The sequence below is a fragment of the Cytobacillus gottheilii genome (assembly GCF_900166665.1).
Taxonomy (GTDB): domain Bacteria; phylum Bacillota; class Bacilli; order Bacillales; family Cytobacillaceae; genus Cytobacillus; species Cytobacillus gottheilii_A.
The window spans coordinates 4,411,609-4,429,316 of sequence record NZ_LT800494.1 but is presented as its reverse complement, the minus strand read 5'-3'; the positions used below and the strand labels follow the sequence as shown (position 1 = coordinate 4,429,316).

Sequence of the window (17,708 nt, the reverse complement as noted above, 5' to 3'; positions counted from 1 at the left end):
TTTTATAGTCGAGAATCCTCTAGGTATTTGGTTCTTCTAGTGCGATGATCATGAAATTCCGCAAGTTTCATAGGTTTTCCTCCAATCCTTTTTGGTGGAGATGCGTATGGATAATAGAAAGGAGTGAAATAGAGTATGAGAATACAGAATAGGCGCCGGACGAGGGGCCCTGGCTTCTGCCTGTCCGGAGGTTATCGCTATTGTGGTCCTGGATGCAGCGGTCCGGGAGAGCCGATTAATTATGTAGATTCCTGCTGCAAGAAGCACGATGAGTGTCTAAGAGAATATGGAGATAGCTGCAGATGCGATCATGTATTGATTCAATGTGTGGAGACAAAAATAAATGGTTGTACAGACGAGGGGAAGAAAGCTCGATTAATATCAAGATTTATGAAATTTAGAATGTCGATGAGATGCGGACGATGGGCTGAATAGTCTCTTGAATCGTGTCCAATCTTGTCCAATTTCAGCGCCAAAAAAGGGAGAAGAGCTCCCTTTTTGAGTTTGGCGGATATTTTGTTGTTCTTGGCGGATAAAAAAATTAACGGCGGATATATTTTTTTATCCGCGGATAGCGGCTTTCCAAAGCAGTTTCCTCCGCTTTTCATAGTCAAATCCTCTGCTAATCTCTCTAAAATTGAGATAAAAGATCTTTCAAGGGTTAATTTTATCAAATGATCGCTTTTTTCATTGACGAACTCTGCAATTTAAAAAGAAATCATACACAGGAAACTATAAATAAAGTTACAGTGCGTTTTCAATTCGCCCTTCAATCAAGCCCACCACATCTCTGCTGCTGGCTCTTTGAATAAAAGCGGTTTCAAATTTGCAACTGCTTTAGAAAAGCCCTCTTCTACGGACATTAACCCATCTTCATGCTCGATGCTGACGACATAGTCATAGCCATACAAACGAAGAGCACTGATCATGTCGGCCCATGTTTTGTTGTCATGCCCATATCCGACAGTACGGAAATTCCATGAGCGGTTTTGCATCTTACTGTAATCAGTCATATCCGTTATACCATTTCGATTCACATTCTGCTGATCAAAGATGGTATCTTTTGCATGGAAGTGGAAAATAGCATTTTCTCTGCCAAGAATCTTAATCGCCTCCACAGGGTCAATGCCTTGCCACCACATGTGGCTGGGATCAAGGTTTGCGCCAATTGCAGTGCCGCAATGTTCCCGTAGCTTCAGCATGGTCGCAGGAGTGTACACAGAGAAACCGCCGTGTAGCTCGAGGCCGATTTTCACGCCAAGCTCTTCAGCTCGTTCATTTTTTTTGCTCCAATACGGAATGATTTTCTCCTCCCATTGCCACTTCAGGACTTCTTGAAAATCATGAGGCCACGGAGCTACCGGCCAGTTTGGATAGAGAGCATTCTCGTGATCTCCAGGACAGCCGGAAAAAGTGTTCACAACAGGAATTTCAAGCTCAGATGCAAGCTCCATCGTTTTGTTCAGCAGTATATCTGCGGGGGCGGATATAGACTTTTGCGGGTGAAGGTGGTTTGAATGGCAGCTTAACGCACTCACCATTAAACCATGGCTGTTAATATCCTGTTTAAATTGTTTAAGGGCACTACGATCACCGAGCAATGTATCAAGCGAGCAGTGAGCATCTCCGGGATAACCGCCAGTGCCGAGTTCAATTGCTTCAACTCCTTTTGAAGAAACAAATTGAAGCATGTCATGAAATGATTTATTTGAGAATAAAACTGTAAAGACACCTAATTTCAAAATAGACCCCTCCAATTATTATTTTCAGAAAATAAAGAAATGTAATCCGTTACATAAACTAAGTTATTAAAAAAATCATGAGAAATCAACTGTTTTATGAAATTAATTTTCTGTATTGACAGATAATTCCGTGTGTAATATCATCGAATTGAAATCGATTACATCGTAAGCAGTTCAGCAATACAGAAAGTAGGCAAAAGAAATATGGCGAATATCCAGCAGGTTGCAAAGCTAGCAGGTGTATCTGTTGCAACCGTCTCGAGAGTATTAAACGGACAAAGCACAGTCAGTGCAAAAACCAGATTTAAAGTACAGGAGGCAATTGAGCAATTAAATTATGAACCTAGCATGCTCGGCCGAAACTTAAGAAATTCTGAAAGCAGAATGCTGCTGATCTTAATTCCAGCGATCACAAATCCATTTTATTCAGAGGTTATTAAGGGAATTGAGCATATCGCAATCAGTTCAAATTATAATATTTTGCTCTGTGAGACCGATTCTAGCCCGGAGCGTGAAAATATATATTTTGACCTGGTAAGAACAAAAATGGCTGACGGCATTATATCAATGGACCCTGCTGTTAATACCGAAACGCTTAAAGTTCTGGCAAAAAAACATGCGATTATTCAATGCAGCGAGTACACGCCAGACAGCGGGATTCCTTATGTGACAATCGATAACGAAAAGGCCTCTTACCAAGCAGTCAAGCATTTAATACAACTAGGGCATAAAGCAGTTGCGATCATTAATTCAGATGAGAAGTATCTGTACGCCAGACAAAGAATGATGGGTTACAAACGGGCAATCATTGAGCATGGACTAGAACTCAATGAATCGTATATCATCCATACACAGCAGCTTGGATTTGAGCACGGGCAGCAGGCGATGAGGAAGCTTTTGAGTCTAAAAGAGCGACCAACTGCCGTATTTGCAGTATCGGATTTGCTTGCCATTGGGGCATTAAAAGAAATAAATAGCCAAGGATTGCTGGTGCCAAATGATATTGCGGTAGCAGGCTTTGATAAAATTGATTTTTCGAATATGACCAATCCAACTTTAACAACGGTTGCACAGCCGATGTATAAAATGGGGACCATTGCTGCTGAAATGCTCATTGCGAAAATAAAAGGTCAAGAAGTCGAGGATGTCATTTTAGACCATGAATTAGTCATACGCCAATCAACTTTAGGATAGACATCAGCTAAGATCAGCGCTCTGTTATTAATGATTTGATAATAGAGCGCTGACCTTACATGTAAATGTAATCGATTACATTAAAGGTGGCATGATGTAAAACTAAAAAAAGGGGTGGATCGCTTGAAACGCTTATTAATGATTGGTCTTACTGTTTTTTTACTAACGATTCTTGCGGCGTGCAGTGAAGAAGGCAGTGGAGACGGCAATGGAGAAACTGACGGTGAAAAAAGTTTGAAAATTGGGATTTCTCTTCCTTCCGCTACACATGGATGGATGGGAGCGCTAATTGAGGAAGCTGAAAACCAGGCAAAAGAGCTAAAAGAAAGTGAAAACATTGATTATGTGATCACTAATGCAGCAGATCCGAATAAACAGGCCAATGATGTGGATGACCTTATTTCTCAGGAAGTAGATGTTATAGTCATGCTTCCGATTGAATCAGCTGCCTTAACACCTGTTGGGCAAAAGATCAAAGATGCTGGAATTCCGCTTGTCATTGTGGATAGAGAATTAGAAAATGATGCGGCAACAGTAGTCGTGAAAGGCGACAATGAAGGAATCGGCGTAAATGCAGGAAAGTACTTTGTTGAACAGTTAGGCGGAGAAGGAAAAGTGGTTGAAATCACAGGACCGCCTAGTTCTGTAACTGAGCAGCGCGGAGCAGGTTTTAAAGAAGCAATGGAAAGTGAAGAAGGAATGGAAGTGATCGCCTCACAGAGCGGTGATTTCTCCACAGAAAAATCTCTAACTGTTATGCAGAACATCCTTCAGGCACATCCTGAGATTGATGCTGTGTTCACGCAGGATGATGGAATGGCTTTAGGTGTTATTCAGGCAATTAAAGAGGCAGGCAGAACAGATATTCAATTTGTTACTGGTGCAGGCGGTGCGAAGGAAGTATTTGAGAATATGAAAGAGGACGGCTTAATTAAAGCAACATTCCTTTATTCGCCAACAATGGTGAAGGACGCGGTTGTGATCGCAGGGGATATTGCAAAGGGTGAAGATCCTTCAGAATCAATGGTTGTTAAAGAGGCTACACAGGTTACAAAAGATAATGCTGATGAGTTCTATAATCCAGATTCAAAGTTTTAATAGATGTGGAAGGAAATGTGACAGCATTTCCTTCCGCTGCTTTGCCGATTGTCAAAGTGAAGGGGTGAGGAAATGGAGAATATAGTCTACTTAGAAATGAGAAATATTAAAAAATCTTTCAATGGAGTCAAGGTGCTTAAAGGTGTTTCACTTCAGGTTCAAAAAGGCGAGGTTCATGCACTGCTTGGAGAAAATGGCGCCGGCAAATCAACGCTTATGAATATATTAGGAGGAGTTCATCAGCCTGATTCTGGAAGCATTACAATAGAAGGACGCGATGTGAAAATGTCCGATCCACGTGAATCAAAAGCAAACGGAGTCAGCTTTATCCATCAGGAATTAAATGTTGTCCCTGATTTAATGGTTTATGAGAATTTGTTTTTAGGAACAGAGATTAAAAATAAATTTGGCTTTCTGCATGTTGAGGAAATGTGCAGACAGACTGCCGATATTTTAGGACGGCTTGGAGTGGATATTCATCCCAAAAGTTATGTCCGGGAACTCGATAATTCCTATAAGCAATTTATTGAAATAGCGAAATCATTACTTCATAAATCAGAATTGATTATCATGGACGAACCAACCTCCTCACTCGCTGATCATGAGGTAGAGCGGCTGTTCACTTTTATTCGTAATCTAAAGGAGACTGGCGTTTCCATCATTTACATTTCCCATAAGCTTAAAGAGATTGAAGAGATTTGTGATCGTTTTACGGTGCTGCGTGATGGAGAGCTTGCAGGAGCAGGAATTGTAAAGGAATTTAAACTGGATCAAATTACAAAGCTAATGGTAGGGAAGGCGATCTCGAATGAACGGTTTGAACACAAGGAAAGTCAGGATGCTGTTCTGTTAGAGGTAAATAACTTAAGCAGTGAAGGGTTATACAAAAATATAAATTTTTCCGTAAAAGCCGGAGAAGTAGTAGGATTTACGGGTCTTGCCGGAGATGGAAGAACAGAGCTGTTTGAAAGTATTTTTGGCTATCGAAAAAAATACACGGGTCAAATGAAGGTTCGCGGCCAAGTGTTAAAAATAGATCATCCGCAAAAGGCTGTCAAAGCGAAAATTGGTTTTGTTCCAAAAAACCGAAAAGAGAATGCCATAATCAAAGATTTAAGTGTTATTCATAATATGAGTCTTTCATCATTATCCAAGTTTAATAGAAATGGACTGCTGGATCAAAGCCTTGAGAGAAAGCGATTCAGACATTATAAGGATTTACTGAATATTAAAGTTCATGATCCGAATATCACGATCGATAAACTTAGTGGAGGGAATCAGCAAAAGGTAATGCTGGCAAAGTGGCTGGAGGCAGACCCTGATATCCTCATTTTCGATAATCCTACACAGGGTATTGATGTTGGAGCAAAGCAGGAGATCTATGAGCAAATTCTCGCGTTAGCAGCAATGGGGAAAGCGATCATCATTTTATCCTCAGAAGCACCTGAGATTCTTAGGCTCTGCCAGCGCATATATGTTATGTATCAAGGAGAAATCGTATCCTCATTTAATGGAAATAGAGCCACAGAGGATATGATCATGAGCTATGCTACAGGAGCAAAAAGGGAGGATGAACAGATTGGCTAATCCAGAATTAAAAGAACCCGCAAACCAAGAATCTGCCATGGGAAGTGCAAAATCACGTCTTACATGGATTTGGTCAGAATATAGCGTTATTATTGCTTTTGTCATTATTTTTATTTTAGCTGCCATTGTGAGTCCAAGATTTTTAGATATTAATAATCAGTTGAACATATTAATGCAGGTTTCTATTATTGGAATTGTTGCTCTCGGTATGACAGTAGTTATGCTGTCCGGCGGGATTGATTTATCGGTAGGATCGGTTCTTGTTTTAGTTGGCGTTCTTACAGTCCTTGCGCTGAATGCCAGTGGAAGTATACTAGTTGGGATACTGACAGCTTTAGCCTCGGGCGTCATTATTGGTCTTTTGAATGGATTATTAGTTGCGAAAGGGAAGATTGCCTCCTTTATTGCAACGCTCGGAATGATGGCTGGTGCCAGGTCAATTGCTTTATACATTGCAGAAGGCGGGAGTATCTCAGGTGAAGTATCAGGCTTCACAGCAATTGCCAATACTGAACTATGGGTTATTGATGTACCAATTATTATCTTTATTTTAATGGCCGTATTGGTGTATATGCTTATGCATAAAACAAGCTTTGGCCGTCATGTTTACGCGCTTGGAAGCAATGAAAAAGCGGCACTGCTTTCAGCTATAAGAGTAGATCGGGTGAAAATCGCTGTATATAGTCTTGCAGGATTACTTGTGAGTGTGGCAGCAATCATTGAAACATCACGTTTGAATTCTATTTCATCCTCAAGCTCTGGCATGCAATATGAGCTTGACGCTATTGCAGCAGTTATTATTGGGGGAACAAGAATGACGGGTGGCCGCGGGAAAGTCATTGGTACTTTCTTTGGGGTTTTAATATTAGGTATCCTAAATAATATGATGAATCTAATGAATGTCTCTCCGCACCTGCAAGGGTTTGTAAAAGGAGCGATAATTATTGTGGCGGTTGTATTTCAAAAGAGAGAATAGGAGGAATGCTGAATGGGAATCAACGTGGGGATTATTGGCTGCGGATCCATTGCAAAAAATCGGCATGCACCTGAATATGCGGCTAATCCATATGTGAATGAAATTGTTTTTTATGATCGAAATCCAGAAAGAGCAGACGCATTAGCAAAACAGTTTAAGGGCAGAGCAGCCTATTCATTAGAGGATCTGTTAGAAGACCCAAGTGTTGAAGCAATTAGTGTATGCTCCTCAAATGAAAATCATGAGAAAGATACGGTAAGCGCTCTGTTAAGCGGAAAGCATGTATTGTGCGAAAAGCCCCTTTCTCTAGAAGTGAATGAAGCAAGAAATATGATACGTACAAGAGACGAAACAGGGAAAAAACTGATGATTGCTCATAATCAGCGATTTACAAAAGCACATCAAGAGGCAAAGGAGATTATCAGCAGCGGGAAGCTTGGAAAGGTATTAACATTCCGAACTACCTTTGGGCATGGCGGTCCTGAAAGCTGGGGAATCAATAAAACCAATTCCACTTGGTTCTTTAAAAAGGATCGATCTGGCTTAGGAGTGGCGGGTGATCTTGGCGTCCATAAGATCGATCTTATTCATTATTTGCTGGACGATCAAATTACAGATGTGAGTTCATTCATGGGAGCTCTTCATAAAAAAGACGAATCTGACAAACCGATTGAAGTTTGTGACAATATTGTATGCTCATTGAAAACGAAGAAAGGCGTCATTGGTACAGGAGCATTCTCTTGGACTTATTACGGAGAAGAGGATAACAGCACCATTTTATACGGTGAAAAAGGGATCCTGAAAATCTATCATGATCCAGCCTATCAATTGGAGCTGATTTCTCATGCAGGAGAAAAGATAAGGTACGAGATTGAAGGTATACAGACAAATGAGAATCAAAGTGCCAGCGGTGTCATTGATGCTTTTCTGGAAAGTCTGCAGCATGATGAACATGTACCTGTCACAGGAGAAGATGGCTTATTATCTCTGCAGGTCATTTTAGCCATTTTACAGGCTGCTGAGACGAATACAGTTGTTTCAATAGAATAATCTCATCTTACTACATCCATACTGGGAAACTGGTATGGATCTTTTTAGCTTGTTGAAATAAAAGTGTAGATGATGGCCAGCAGGAAACCACTTCATAAGCAATTTCAATAGTACATTATAATAAATTCATATTTTACAAGTATTCACTGGAGGAATATACTGCAAGGGTAACTAACTGAATGGTGGTGATTCCTGGAATGGTCATGGTGGAAATTTTCTTAAATATCATAGCGCCCATTTTATTGCTTTTGTTATTAGGGCTATTTTTACAAAGGAAATTTAAGTTTGATTTAAAGTCTTTTAGTCAATTAATGACCTATGGTTTAATGCCCGCAGCCATTTTCATGAATATTTATCGTACTGATTTTAACCTGCAGCTTCTATTGGAGGTTGCACTGTATTTGTTGCTATTTACAGTGGCAATGATGATGATTGGCATCGGCTTGAGCCGTGTCCTCAAGCTTGAACGAAATGATGCCGCCATTATGAAAAATGGGATCAGTCTTATGAATTCCGGTAACTATGGACTGCCTGTCAGTCAAATGCTTTTCTCCGCTAATCCGGTCGGTACCTCTATTCAGATCATTGTTCTTCTTTTCCAAAATATCATGACCTATACATACGGACTTTATAATCTCATTGCTGCGACCAAGTCTGGCTGGGGCATTGTAAAAACATTTTTAAAGCTTCCGCTTATTTATGCGGCTATATTGGGAGCTATCCTAAACGGATTTGATGTGAACCCGCCTTCGTTCCTCCTTACTCCCATTCAATATTTGGCAGATGGATTTATGGCGATCGCTTTGATTATTCTTGGGGCACAATTAGCCTTTATTAAAATAAAGGCTGTTAATCTAGCAGTGGTTTTTACTTGTCTTACACGCTTGATCATATCACCGGCAGTGGCTATAGGGATCATTTTCCTGCTCGGCATAGAAGGTGTTATTGCGCAGTCATTGCTTGTCGCCAGTGCTTTGCCGACCTCTAGAAATAGTGCCACCCTGGCATTAGAATATGACGTGAACCCGGATATAGCGGCCCAAACGGTCTTGATCACAACGCTGCTCAGTGGAATCTCCGTCTCCGTTGTTGTGTACTTATCGTCTATCCTGTTTCCATATTAGCCTCTGGAAACAGCAAGGAATGAATGCAGCAGAAAAACAGTGGCTCGGACAAAACTAAAATACCCAAAACACAATATTCATTGTCATGGCTTGGGTATTTAAACAAGTCCGTTCCACCTGCGCAGCGACCTTGTTTTCCGTGGGGAGGAAGCTGAGCCTCCTCATATATAGCAATTACTTGCTCGGATATAATTCTTGAAGAAATGCAATAGATTCATTGATAAGTTCCTTGAGAATTTCACGATCCACATCGGTAAGCTTATTAATATAGACACATGCTTTGCCAGTTGTATGCTTGCCAAACTTCTTCAATAATTCTTCTCTTTTTTTCTCGCCTGGAGCAAAATATAAGCTGATTTTTGCTTTGCGCGGTGAAAAACCGACAAGAGCTGCATCTCCCTCATGGCCAGTAGGATATTTATAGTGATACGAGCCGAATCCGATTATGCTTGTTCCCCACATTTTTGCTTCATAGCCAGTCGTTTCTGTGAAAATATCGAGCAGTTCATAGGCATCTTGTTTCTTCTTCTCACTTTCAACACTTTCAATAAACTGGATGACACTGTGATCTGTTTCCTTTGTTTTTAATTCGTACATACTCATCCTCCTTCAACTTATGCTTATATTATAAATATAAACGAAATGGACAAGATTTATATGAAAAATTATGTAAATTCTTTATTTAATCTACTTATGAAAAAGGAACGAGTGAAATGAAAAATGAAAAATGAAATCGTAAGGTATTTGAACAAAATAGAAGCAGAATATCACGTGAAAATCATCTATGCATGTGAATCCGGCAGCAGGGTATGGGGCTATTCTACAGAAAGCAGTGATTATGACGTCCGCTTTGTTTATGTTCACCATCCAGACTATTATTTAAGTATTGATCCGGTTGGGGTTGGTGCAAAACGCGATGTTATTGAACAGACACCTGCTAACGAGCTGGATTTCGCTGGCTGGGATCTGACAAAAGCACTTAAAATGTTTCGAAAATCAAATCCTTCTTTTTTGGAGTGGCTGTATTCAGAGGATGTTTACATTGAAAGATATGATACTGCCAAAGCGATAAGAAAGCTGACGGGTGTTATCTTTTCTCCACAAACTGGCCTTTTTCATTATGTGAACATGGCTGAAGGAAATATGAAAGGTGCTGAAAGAGGCAGCGATTTTCAGGTGAAAAGATGGATCAATGTTCTTAGGCCGCTGCTGGCAGCAAAATGGATTGAAGAAAAGTGTTCTTTTCCGCCGCTAAACGTTCAGTCCTTATTAGATGAAGTGAATCTAGAGGATAATATGAATAAAATCGGTCGAAAAATACTTGCTAGAGAGCAAGGAGAAGTAAAGGAGCAACTGCTTTTATTTCGTGATTATGCGAAGCAAGAGATATCACGTATTCTAACAGAAGCAAAAAAGAGCTCAGAAAAGCATGGAGATTATACCGATGAACTAAATGCCATTTTTAGAAAAACACTGAAAAAAGCTTGGCTGCAACAGGAGTAAAAAAATCATCTATGGAAATAATATTTTCTTATGGAAAGCAAAACAGATGGTCAAGCAATTTTTTATTTTCTTCATACGATAATAGTAAAAGGGCAAAGCTTAGCTTATCTATACAATTCTGGCTGTTTTTCCTGGGTCAACGGATCTTCTCCTTTCCTTACATTTGCAGGAGAGGGTAAAAAGGTTGTTCAAGACCCATTCAAATACCGTCTGCTATGCTGCAAATAGGCATATGGATTGGAGGATACCGATGATGAATGAAAAAAAATATCAAAACTTAAAAAGAGGAGAGAAAGGGGCAATGATCAGTATTGCCGCTTATTTGGTCCTGTCTTCTTTAAAGTTGATTGTCGGGGTTATTGCTGGTTCTGAGGCGTTAAAAGCAGACGGCTTGAATAACGCAACCGACATCATTGCCTCCATAGCTGTCTTAATCGGATTGCGAATTTCTAGAAAACCTGCCGATAAAAATCATGCCTATGGTCATTGGAAGGCTGAGAATATTGCTTCCTTAACAGCTTCCTTTATTATGATTACGGTCGGAATACAAGTTCTTATCGGTGCTGGAACTTCACTATTAGAGGGAAAAAATGAAACGCCAGATATGATTGCTGCATGGACAGGGATTTTCAGTGCTGCTGTGATGTACTTTGTCTATCGGTATAATAAAAAGCTGGCTAGAGAAATTGATAGTCAAGCTGTCATGGCGGCTTCAAAGGATAATATTTCTGATGCATGGGTCAGTATAGGAACAGCTGTCGGAATTATCGGCGCTCAATTTGGCTTGGCATGGTTAGATCCGGTTACCGCTTTTATTGTTGGTTTCCTTATTTGTAAAACAGCATGGGAAATTTTCAGGGATGCTTCACATCAGCTGACAGATGGCTTTGATGAAAATGAGGTAAACGAGTATAAAGAATTGATTATGCAAGTCAATGGTGTAGAAGCAGTTAAAAATATTCGAGCGAGAAACTATGGAAATAATACAGTTGTCGATATTGTCATATTTGTTAAATCTCATCTGGACATTGGGCGTGCCCATGATATATCTACAACAGTTGAACACAAATTGATCGACGAATTTGATGTCTACGATGTACACGTCCATGTTGAACCGCTTCCGACATAGGGGACATTCCATATCTGTCAAAAGAAAGGGATATCCAGTCAGCCTTTGAAAGGAGACTGGATATCCCTAATTTTTCGTTAAACAATCTTACTTATTATGCATTCTAATGGCTTGCTGAAACGTTCATATGCTGAAAGGAACGAACATGAAACAAGCCTTTATCAGTCAGCTTGATCTCAGGGATGACCGGCAATGCAAGAAAGCTTAACGTCAGGAACGGATTGAAATGCTGCTGGCAGCCAATGATTTCAAGGGATTTGTTGATCTGAAGCAGCTGTTCATTTACCTCTTCATAGGATCCTTGTGATAGTAATCCTGAAATTGGCAGTTCAAGTTTTGCTAATACTTTTCCGTCACACACTACTGCTAAACCACCCTGCATCTCGCCAATCACTTTAGCTGCAAAAAGCATGTCTTCGTCAGAAGTACCTGCAATCATCAGGTTGTGGGAATCGTGACTGACGGTTGTAGCAATGGCTCCTTTTTCTAGACCAAGCCCCTTGATAATTCCAAGTCCTATATTTCCTGTTTGATGATGTCTTTCAATGACCGCTAGCTTTAAGAGACCTTTATGAGGGGAAGGAACAAACAAGGATGAAATGGTTTCAACCTCTGTGATTAAATGCTTTGTAAGAATGCTGTTTGGAATGATTTCAATAACGTTCGCTAAATGACCATCAAGATGGATTTGGAAATCTTCTGTTTTTAAAGCTGGCAGTTTAACAGAATCTAATAATTCTGGCGGTGGTATAAGTGTTGTCGTATCATCTGGGAAATTGACAAGCTTTCCTTGATCAGCCACACAAACACCATTTTTATACACAGCTGAAATAGGCAGGTCTGTCAGGTTGTCTGTCAGGATAAAATCAGCGTTATAGCCGGCTGCGATGGCTCCATAGCCTTCAAGGCCAAAGCATTCAGCTGCATTTAAAGAAGCCATTTGAATCGCTGTAACTGAATCCACTCCTTCTGCTATTGCCATTCGAACAAGATGGTCAATGCCGCCTTCTGCAATTACATCATCCAAATGTCTATCATCTGTTACAAATAGAAAGCGGCGGGAGTTACGTGTGTTGACTGCTTTAATAACTTCTTTCAGTTCTTTCGCTGCAGTTCCTTCCCGAATCATGACATACATTCCCTTACGAAGCCTCTCGAGGGCTTCTTCTGCTGTTGTGCATTCATGATCGGTCGTAATTCCTGCAGCCATGTATACATCAAGCTGGTTTCCTGTTAGCCCTGCCGCATGACCGTCTATTTTTCGGTGGAGACGACGGGCATCCGTTATTTTTTTCAGTAATCCTTCGTCTGCATTTAAAACACCTGGGTAATTCATAACTTCTGCCAGTCCCAGCACTTTTGGATGATCATAAAAAGGAAGTAAGTCCTCTGCAGTGAGCTCAGCACCTGTATTTTCAAAAGGAGTAGCTGGAACGCAGGAAGGCAGCATGAAGTGGCAGTCGAAAGGGATATTCATGGCAGTGTCGAGCATATATTGAACACCGGCTTTTCCAGAAACATTGGCAATTTCATGAGGATCGCAAATGACACCTGTCACTCCGTGCAAAAGCTGGATCTTTGCGAATTCAACCGGTGTGACCATAGACGATTCTATATGTACATGACCATCAATAAAGGCAGGACTAAGGTATTTATTTTGTGCATCCAAGATGTTCTCTGCCTGATATTCGCCGCCGACACCTGCAAAAAACCCATCAACAATGGCTACATCTCCTGAGATGATCTCTCCGCTAAATACATTGACAATACGTGCATTTTTAATGACTGTATCAGCTGGCTCTTTTCCAGCACCTACGGCAATTCTTTTTTGAACTTTATCCATAAATGTAATCCTCCTTATAAGAATGATAGAGCAGAGTGCTCTAGTCGGTGCCTTTAGATCATATAAAGCTGAATTAAGACATATTTCCCTTAAAATAAGTATGAGATTACCGTATAATCATTTTCTTATAGCGTTGCTGGCTGATGAAAAATAACCGTTGTAAGAAAGTAGATAGATTCACGGCTGTACATTTCTGTGACAGACTTTACAACCAGTCCAAAGCTTGTCTCAAGTATATGTTATGTTTCATCACACGATATTTTTACTACTATATCATGAAACGGAGAAAGTTCATTCATTTTAGGCTGTTTTCATAAACTTTGAATAATAATTTATAAGGGTATGAGAGTTGTACACTAATCACTCAAAATATTTTATAAACAAAAAAGAGGGTGGGACAAAACGAAAATACTATTTGTAAAATATTCAATATCTTGATTTGGGTATTTAAACAAGTCCGTTCCACCTGCGCTACGGACCCTCGCTTTCCGTGGGGAGGAAGCTGAGCCTCCTCGTCGCGCGCCGCTCCTGTGGGGTCTCATCCTTTCCTCTATTGCCCACAGGAGTCGAGGATCCTCCGCTCCATTTCACTCTTATTTAGTAATATTAAATGTTAAAAACAAATAAAAAACCAGGTGATTAGAAAGATTCACTTCCTAATCACCCGGTTCTGTGGTTGTGTTAAATACTTATGTCCCAGCCTCTAACACATTAATTTCTATTTTCTAGCTTTCTTTTTTCTGTTACAAGTCTTTGGAATTCTGCATCAAGCTCAGGTGATGGTTCAATACTTAGTCGAGATAATATCTCAGATATTTTTGTTTCAAGGACGAGCAACTGATCGTTGGACGTGTCTCTTGATTTCTTCGGTTTGTCGTTTGTATAACTAGTATAATCGCCATCGAAGATGATTAGGCTGCCATTTTTTATGTCAAATATTCTATGTGCAACCTTTGAAATAAACCGGCGGTCATGTGAGACGAAGATCACTGTGCCCTCAAATTCGCTTAATAGTGACTCAAGTGCTTCCACAGCGTCAATATCAAGGTAGTTAGTCGGTTCGTCTAAAATAAATGTATTCATGTTACTGACGAACGATTTGGCTAATGCAACCTTTACACGCTCTCCGCCGCTCAGCACACCGGCCAATTTATATACATCATCTCTGTAAAAGTGAAGGCGAGCCAAAACTGTCCGGACAAAGGTTTCATCTTGAACGGAGGTCGACTTAACGTTCTCCAAAATGGATTGATTTAAATCGAGCACATCTAAATTTTGACTGAAATAGCCTATTTTAGCTGCTGGAGAGATGGTGATCCCATCACTGCCATTAATCAGCTTTTTCAAGAGGGTTGTTTTGCCTGCACCGTTGGCTCCAATGATAGCGACTTTATCTCCGCCCTTAATATGAAAGCTTTTTGTCGACCAGAGTGTGCGAGAAGCAAAAGCTCCCTCGATGTTTTCAGCACGAATAATGATTTTATTTTTAAAAGAACGCTCATTAGGCAATACCATTCTGATTGGGATCTGTTCTTTTAATTTTTCTACTGTTTCAAGCTTCTCCAATCGTGTTTCGATGGATTTTGCAGTCTTTTGCATTTTTTTCTGCTTCTTAGCGAAATAAGGCTTTGCTCCTGTAATGCTTGCTTCCGAAAGACTTACATTTTTAGGTTTCTTTGTTGCTCTATCGGCACGCTTCAATTTATCCTCTAACGCCTGTTCGAGCTGGTGTTTTTTCTGTATATATTTCTCATAATCTCGTTCATGCTCAAGTCTTTCCAGCTCTTTTTGCTGTACATAGTCAGAGTAGTTCCCTTTATATTCTTTGATTTTCCCTTCGTTTACTTCCCAAATGGTTGTGCAAAGGGCATCAAGAAAGGCGCGGTCATGAGAGACGATCAAAAAGGCACCTTGCCAATTCCTCAGTATTTTCTCAAGCCACTCCACATGTGAGGTATCCAGATTGGTTGTCGGTTCATCTGCAAGCAGGAGTTCAGGATTCTGCAGCATGGCAGCTTTAATATAATCTTGTGTCACTTCGCCGCCGCTTTTCGTTGTATCTGTTTTTTTGATCTGCGGCAGAAGAACAGGGGAGGTAAGCAAATGGATATTTCCGCTATCTGGTTTGCGCTTTTCCGCTAATACCTCTAGTAGTGTGGTTTTGCCGCTCCCATTTTTACCAACAATCCCGATCCTTTCTTTGCTGTAAACTTGCAGGTGTTCAACATCGATAATTAATCTATCTTTAATAAAAACCTTTAAAGACTTTGCTTCAATCAATTTCATTTTATCATCCCCATTCCTTCATAATGGAGGAGACAAAAAAGCCTCCTATCCGGATTCAGAATAGGAGGCACAGGTGTACGTAAAAAAAGAGACTGCTCCCTTTTTCCTAACGTTTGCCGAATCAAGCCAATCCTATTCTGAAAACGTTGTTTAAAGGCAGCACAGAATAGAGCAAATATGCTCGTGTATCCGTATAGCCTTATAAACATGTTTTCGAAAAATAGGATTATAACTTCATGTCAGCAGGTTCACCCTTCCGTTTTTAATTAATTTAACAATACGGGAATGGATATTAATTGTCAATGGGCAAACTTGAAAACCTTTTCTTCACGTTTTCTATTAAAATGTTAACATGATTATATTTAACTTTTTTAACAATCTTTGTTGTTTTGAGATAAAGTATGATGATTGCCACTTCAGGGTGCTCGCTTTCCGGCGGGGCGGGTGCTGAGCCTCCTCGTCGCCTAAGCTGAGGGCACTGAAAAAGTCCATTTAAGTCAGTGAAACATTTACTGTTTCACTGGCTTTTTGTTTTATAATAGAGGTATTAACTTATCGCAGGTGGTATATAAAATGATCTCCAACCAACAATCCCTTAGTTTCAGCCCCTATTTACAGATATACGATCTTGTTGTTCCACAAGATAATATGCTTCGTCAAATCAATGATCTTGTGGACTTCAGCTTTATTCTAGAAGAGTTAGAATCAAAGTACTGTCTAGATAACGGTCGTAATGCCGTTCACCCGATCCGTATGTTCAAATATCTCTTGCTTAAATCCATTTTTAATTTATCAGATGTAGATGTGGTCGAACGATCAAAGTATGATATGTCCTTTAAATACTTCCTTGAAATGGCGCCAGAAGATCCTGTTATTGACCCCAGTTCCCTAACGAAGTTTCGTAGGCTTCGTCTAAAAGATGTGGATTTATTAGATATGCTTATAAATAAAAGTGTTGAAATCGCATTAGAGAAAGACATCATTAAAAGTAAAACGATTATTGTTGACTCAACTCACACAAAATCCCGTTATAATCAAAAGTCCGTTAAAGAATTTTTACAGGAAAAATCAAAGAATGTACGTCGGTCTGTCTACCAAATCGATGAATCGATGAAAGAGAATTTACCGGCCAAAACAACAACGAATAGTGTTGAAGATGAATTACAGTACTGCGAAGATCTTATTACCGCCATCGAATCAGAGCCAAGAATTTCAGAATTACCTGCGGTGAAAGAAAAGTTAAATGTATTAAAAGAAGTCGTTGAGGATTGTACAGAACAGTTGAGTTTTTCCATGGATCCAGATGCCAAAGTAGGACATAAATCGGCAGACTCCTCTTTTTTTGGATACAAAACACATTTGGCAATGGCTAACGAACGGATTATTACGGCAGCGGTGATCACAACTGGAGAGAAAAGTGATGGAAAATATCTTCAAGAATTAGTTGAAAAAAGCATCAAAACAGGAATGGAAATTAAAACGGTTATTGGAGATACGGCCTATTCTGAGAAAGAAAATATTCGTTATATAAAAGAAGAAAATTTGGAACTTGTTTCAAAATTGCATCCACATGTAACGCATGGTACGCGAAAAAAAGAGGACGAATTCACGTTTAATAAAGATGCAGGAATATATGTGTGTAAGGCTGGCCATTTGGCGATCCAAAAGAAATTTGAAGAAAGAAAAGGTCAAGATCGAAATCCAAGAATTAAATATTTATTTGATACGAATAAATGCAACACTTGTCCCTTACAAGAGGGCTGTTATAAAAAAGGAGCGAAAACAAAATCCTATTCTGTCACAATAAAATCGACAGAGCATAAAGATCAGGAAGCATTTCAAAAGACGGTTAAATTTAAAGAGCTATCTCGAAATCGATATAAGATTGAGGCTAAGAATAGCGAATTAAAACATGCACACGAGTATGAAACAGCGAAATCCTCGGGTTTATTTGGCATGCAAATTCAAGGGGCAACCACCATATTTGCGGTAAATATAAAACGAATTCTAAAGTTAATAAAGTAAGAAAATGGACAACATAGTCCAAAATTAAGGGATTCAGACAAAAATAAAGCCAATTTCTTTCTAATAATAGACAGAAATTGGCTTTTTTATCTTTATAAGATTTTACCAGGTTAAAGAAAAACGAAAAACCTTAAGAAAATCAGTGCCCTCG

15 protein-coding genes are annotated in these 17,708 nt (G+C 39.7%); 10 read left to right on the top strand and 5 right to left on the bottom strand.

Annotated features, from left to right (window positions below):
• Window positions 1-135 precede the first annotated feature (135 nt).
• The gene (locus B7E07_RS25290; protein WP_080848855.1) at window positions 136-435 is read left to right on the top strand and encodes a Parvovirus coat protein VP1-like protein; all 300 of its coding nucleotides are present in this window, start codon (window positions 136-138) and stop codon (window positions 433-435) included.
• Here B7E07_RS25290 and B7E07_RS23860 read toward each other — a convergent pair.
• Window positions 321-608 (bottom strand): hypothetical protein, encoded by a 288-nt coding sequence (locus B7E07_RS23860; RefSeq protein WP_176215264.1) that lies wholly within the window; start codon window positions 606-608, stop codon window positions 321-323. The two genes, B7E07_RS25290 and B7E07_RS23860, sit on opposite strands and share 115 nt — an antisense overlap.
• A 165-nt stretch (window positions 609-773) precedes the next feature.
• Window positions 774-1,742 carry a sugar phosphate isomerase/epimerase family protein gene (locus B7E07_RS21675; RefSeq protein WP_080848853.1) on the bottom strand — a complete coding sequence of 323 codons (969 nt, stop codon included), beginning with the start codon at window positions 1,740-1,742 and terminating at the stop codon, window positions 774-776.
• A 204-nt stretch (window positions 1,743-1,946) separates the two neighbouring features.
• On the opposite strand from B7E07_RS21675, the gene B7E07_RS21670 reads away from it, so the two are divergent.
• The 6 genes from B7E07_RS21670 (at window position 1,947) to B7E07_RS21645 (ending at window position 8,771) form a co-directional block, all read left to right on the top strand.
• A complete protein-coding gene (locus B7E07_RS21670) occupies window positions 1,947-2,936 on the top strand; it encodes a LacI family DNA-binding transcriptional regulator (RefSeq protein WP_080848852.1) in 990 nt (329 codons plus the stop codon).
• A gap of 114 nt (window positions 2,937-3,050) precedes the next feature.
• Window positions 3,051-4,034 (top strand): substrate-binding domain-containing protein, encoded by a 984-nt coding sequence (locus B7E07_RS21665; RefSeq protein ID WP_373886063.1) that lies wholly within the window; start codon window positions 3,051-3,053, stop codon window positions 4,032-4,034.
• A 72-nt stretch (window positions 4,035-4,106) separates the two neighbouring features.
• Window positions 4,107-5,621, top strand: coding sequence for a sugar ABC transporter ATP-binding protein (locus B7E07_RS21660; protein WP_080848850.1), 1,515 nt, complete (start codon window positions 4,107-4,109; stop codon window positions 5,619-5,621).
• The gene (locus tag B7E07_RS21655; RefSeq protein WP_257391516.1) at window positions 5,614-6,597 is read left to right on the top strand and encodes an ABC transporter permease; all 984 of its coding nucleotides are present in this window, start codon (window positions 5,614-5,616) and stop codon (window positions 6,595-6,597) included. Before B7E07_RS21660 ends, B7E07_RS21655 begins: the two co-directional genes overlap by 8 nt.
• A gap of 12 nt (window positions 6,598-6,609) precedes the next feature.
• A complete protein-coding gene (locus tag B7E07_RS21650; RefSeq protein WP_080848848.1) occupies window positions 6,610-7,647 on the top strand; it encodes a Gfo/Idh/MocA family protein in 1,038 nt (345 codons plus the stop codon).
• Window positions 7,648-7,826: 179 nt separating this feature from the next.
• A complete protein-coding gene (locus tag B7E07_RS21645) occupies window positions 7,827-8,771 on the top strand; it encodes an AEC family transporter (RefSeq protein WP_257391515.1) in 945 nt (314 codons plus the stop codon).
• A 174-nt stretch (window positions 8,772-8,945) separates the two neighbouring features.
• Here B7E07_RS21645 and B7E07_RS21640 read toward each other — a convergent pair whose 3' ends face one another.
• Window positions 8,946-9,368, bottom strand: coding sequence for a DUF1801 domain-containing protein (locus B7E07_RS21640; RefSeq protein ID WP_080848847.1), 423 nt, complete (start codon window positions 9,366-9,368; stop codon window positions 8,946-8,948).
• 123 nt (window positions 9,369-9,491) lie between these two features.
• Between B7E07_RS21640 and B7E07_RS21635 the strand changes: the two genes are divergently transcribed.
• Together B7E07_RS21635 and B7E07_RS21625 are read left to right on the top strand one after the other, a co-directional pair.
• Window positions 9,492-10,274, top strand: coding sequence for a nucleotidyltransferase domain-containing protein (locus B7E07_RS21635; RefSeq protein WP_080848846.1), 783 nt, complete (start codon window positions 9,492-9,494; stop codon window positions 10,272-10,274).
• 253 nt (window positions 10,275-10,527) lie between these two features.
• Window positions 10,528-11,403 (top strand): cation diffusion facilitator family transporter, encoded by an 876-nt coding sequence (locus B7E07_RS21625; protein WP_080849332.1) that lies wholly within the window; start codon window positions 10,528-10,530, stop codon window positions 11,401-11,403.
• A gap of 103 nt (window positions 11,404-11,506) precedes the next feature.
• On the opposite strand, the gene ade is transcribed toward B7E07_RS21625, so the two are convergent.
• Window positions 11,507-13,246, bottom strand: a complete 1,740-nt coding sequence (gene ade, locus B7E07_RS21620) for an adenine deaminase (RefSeq protein ID WP_080848844.1) — start codon at window positions 13,244-13,246, stop codon at window positions 11,507-11,509.
• Window positions 13,247-13,957: 711 nt separating this feature from the next.
• Window positions 13,958-15,532: a Vga family ABC-F type ribosomal protection protein gene (locus B7E07_RS21615; protein ID WP_080848843.1), complete on the bottom strand. Its 1,575-nt coding sequence runs from the start codon at window positions 15,530-15,532 to the stop codon at window positions 13,958-13,960.
• Between the two features lie 573 nt (window positions 15,533-16,105).
• On the opposite strand from B7E07_RS21615, the gene B7E07_RS21610 reads away from it, so the two are divergent.
• The gene (locus B7E07_RS21610; RefSeq protein ID WP_080843532.1) at window positions 16,106-17,557 is read left to right on the top strand and encodes an IS1182 family transposase; all 1,452 of its coding nucleotides are present in this window, start codon (window positions 16,106-16,108) and stop codon (window positions 17,555-17,557) included.
• Window positions 17,558-17,708 lie beyond the last annotated feature (151 nt).

Coding starts and splice junctions, on each gene's coding strand:
- B7E07_RS25290 (WP_080848855.1), top strand. CDS start 136: ATGAGAATACAGAATAGGCGCCGGACGAGGGGCCCTGGCTTCTGCCTG.
- B7E07_RS23860 (WP_176215264.1), bottom strand. CDS start 608: ATGAAAAGCGGAGGAAACTGCTTTGGAAAGCCGCTATCCGCGGATAAA.
- B7E07_RS21670 (WP_080848852.1), top strand. CDS start 1,947: ATGGCGAATATCCAGCAGGTTGCAAAGCTAGCAGGTGTATCTGTTGCA.
- B7E07_RS21660 (WP_080848850.1), top strand. CDS start 4,107: ATGGAGAATATAGTCTACTTAGAAATGAGAAATATTAAAAAATCTTTC.
- B7E07_RS21650 (WP_080848848.1), top strand. CDS start 6,610: ATGGGAATCAACGTGGGGATTATTGGCTGCGGATCCATTGCAAAAAAT.
- B7E07_RS21645 (WP_257391515.1), top strand. CDS start 7,827: ATGGTGGTGATTCCTGGAATGGTCATGGTGGAAATTTTCTTAAATATC.
- B7E07_RS21640 (WP_080848847.1), bottom strand. CDS start 9,368: ATGTACGAATTAAAAACAAAGGAAACAGATCACAGTGTCATCCAGTTT.
- B7E07_RS21635 (WP_080848846.1), top strand. CDS start 9,492: ATGAAAAATGAAATCGTAAGGTATTTGAACAAAATAGAAGCAGAATAT.
- B7E07_RS21625 (WP_080849332.1), top strand. CDS start 10,528: ATGAATGAAAAAAAATATCAAAACTTAAAAAGAGGAGAGAAAGGGGCA.
- ade (WP_080848844.1), bottom strand. CDS start 13,246: ATGGATAAAGTTCAAAAAAGAATTGCCGTAGGTGCTGGAAAAGAGCCA.
- B7E07_RS21615 (WP_080848843.1), bottom strand. CDS start 15,532: ATGAAATTGATTGAAGCAAAGTCTTTAAAGGTTTTTATTAAAGATAGA.
- B7E07_RS21610 (WP_080843532.1), top strand. CDS start 16,106: ATGATCTCCAACCAACAATCCCTTAGTTTCAGCCCCTATTTACAGATA.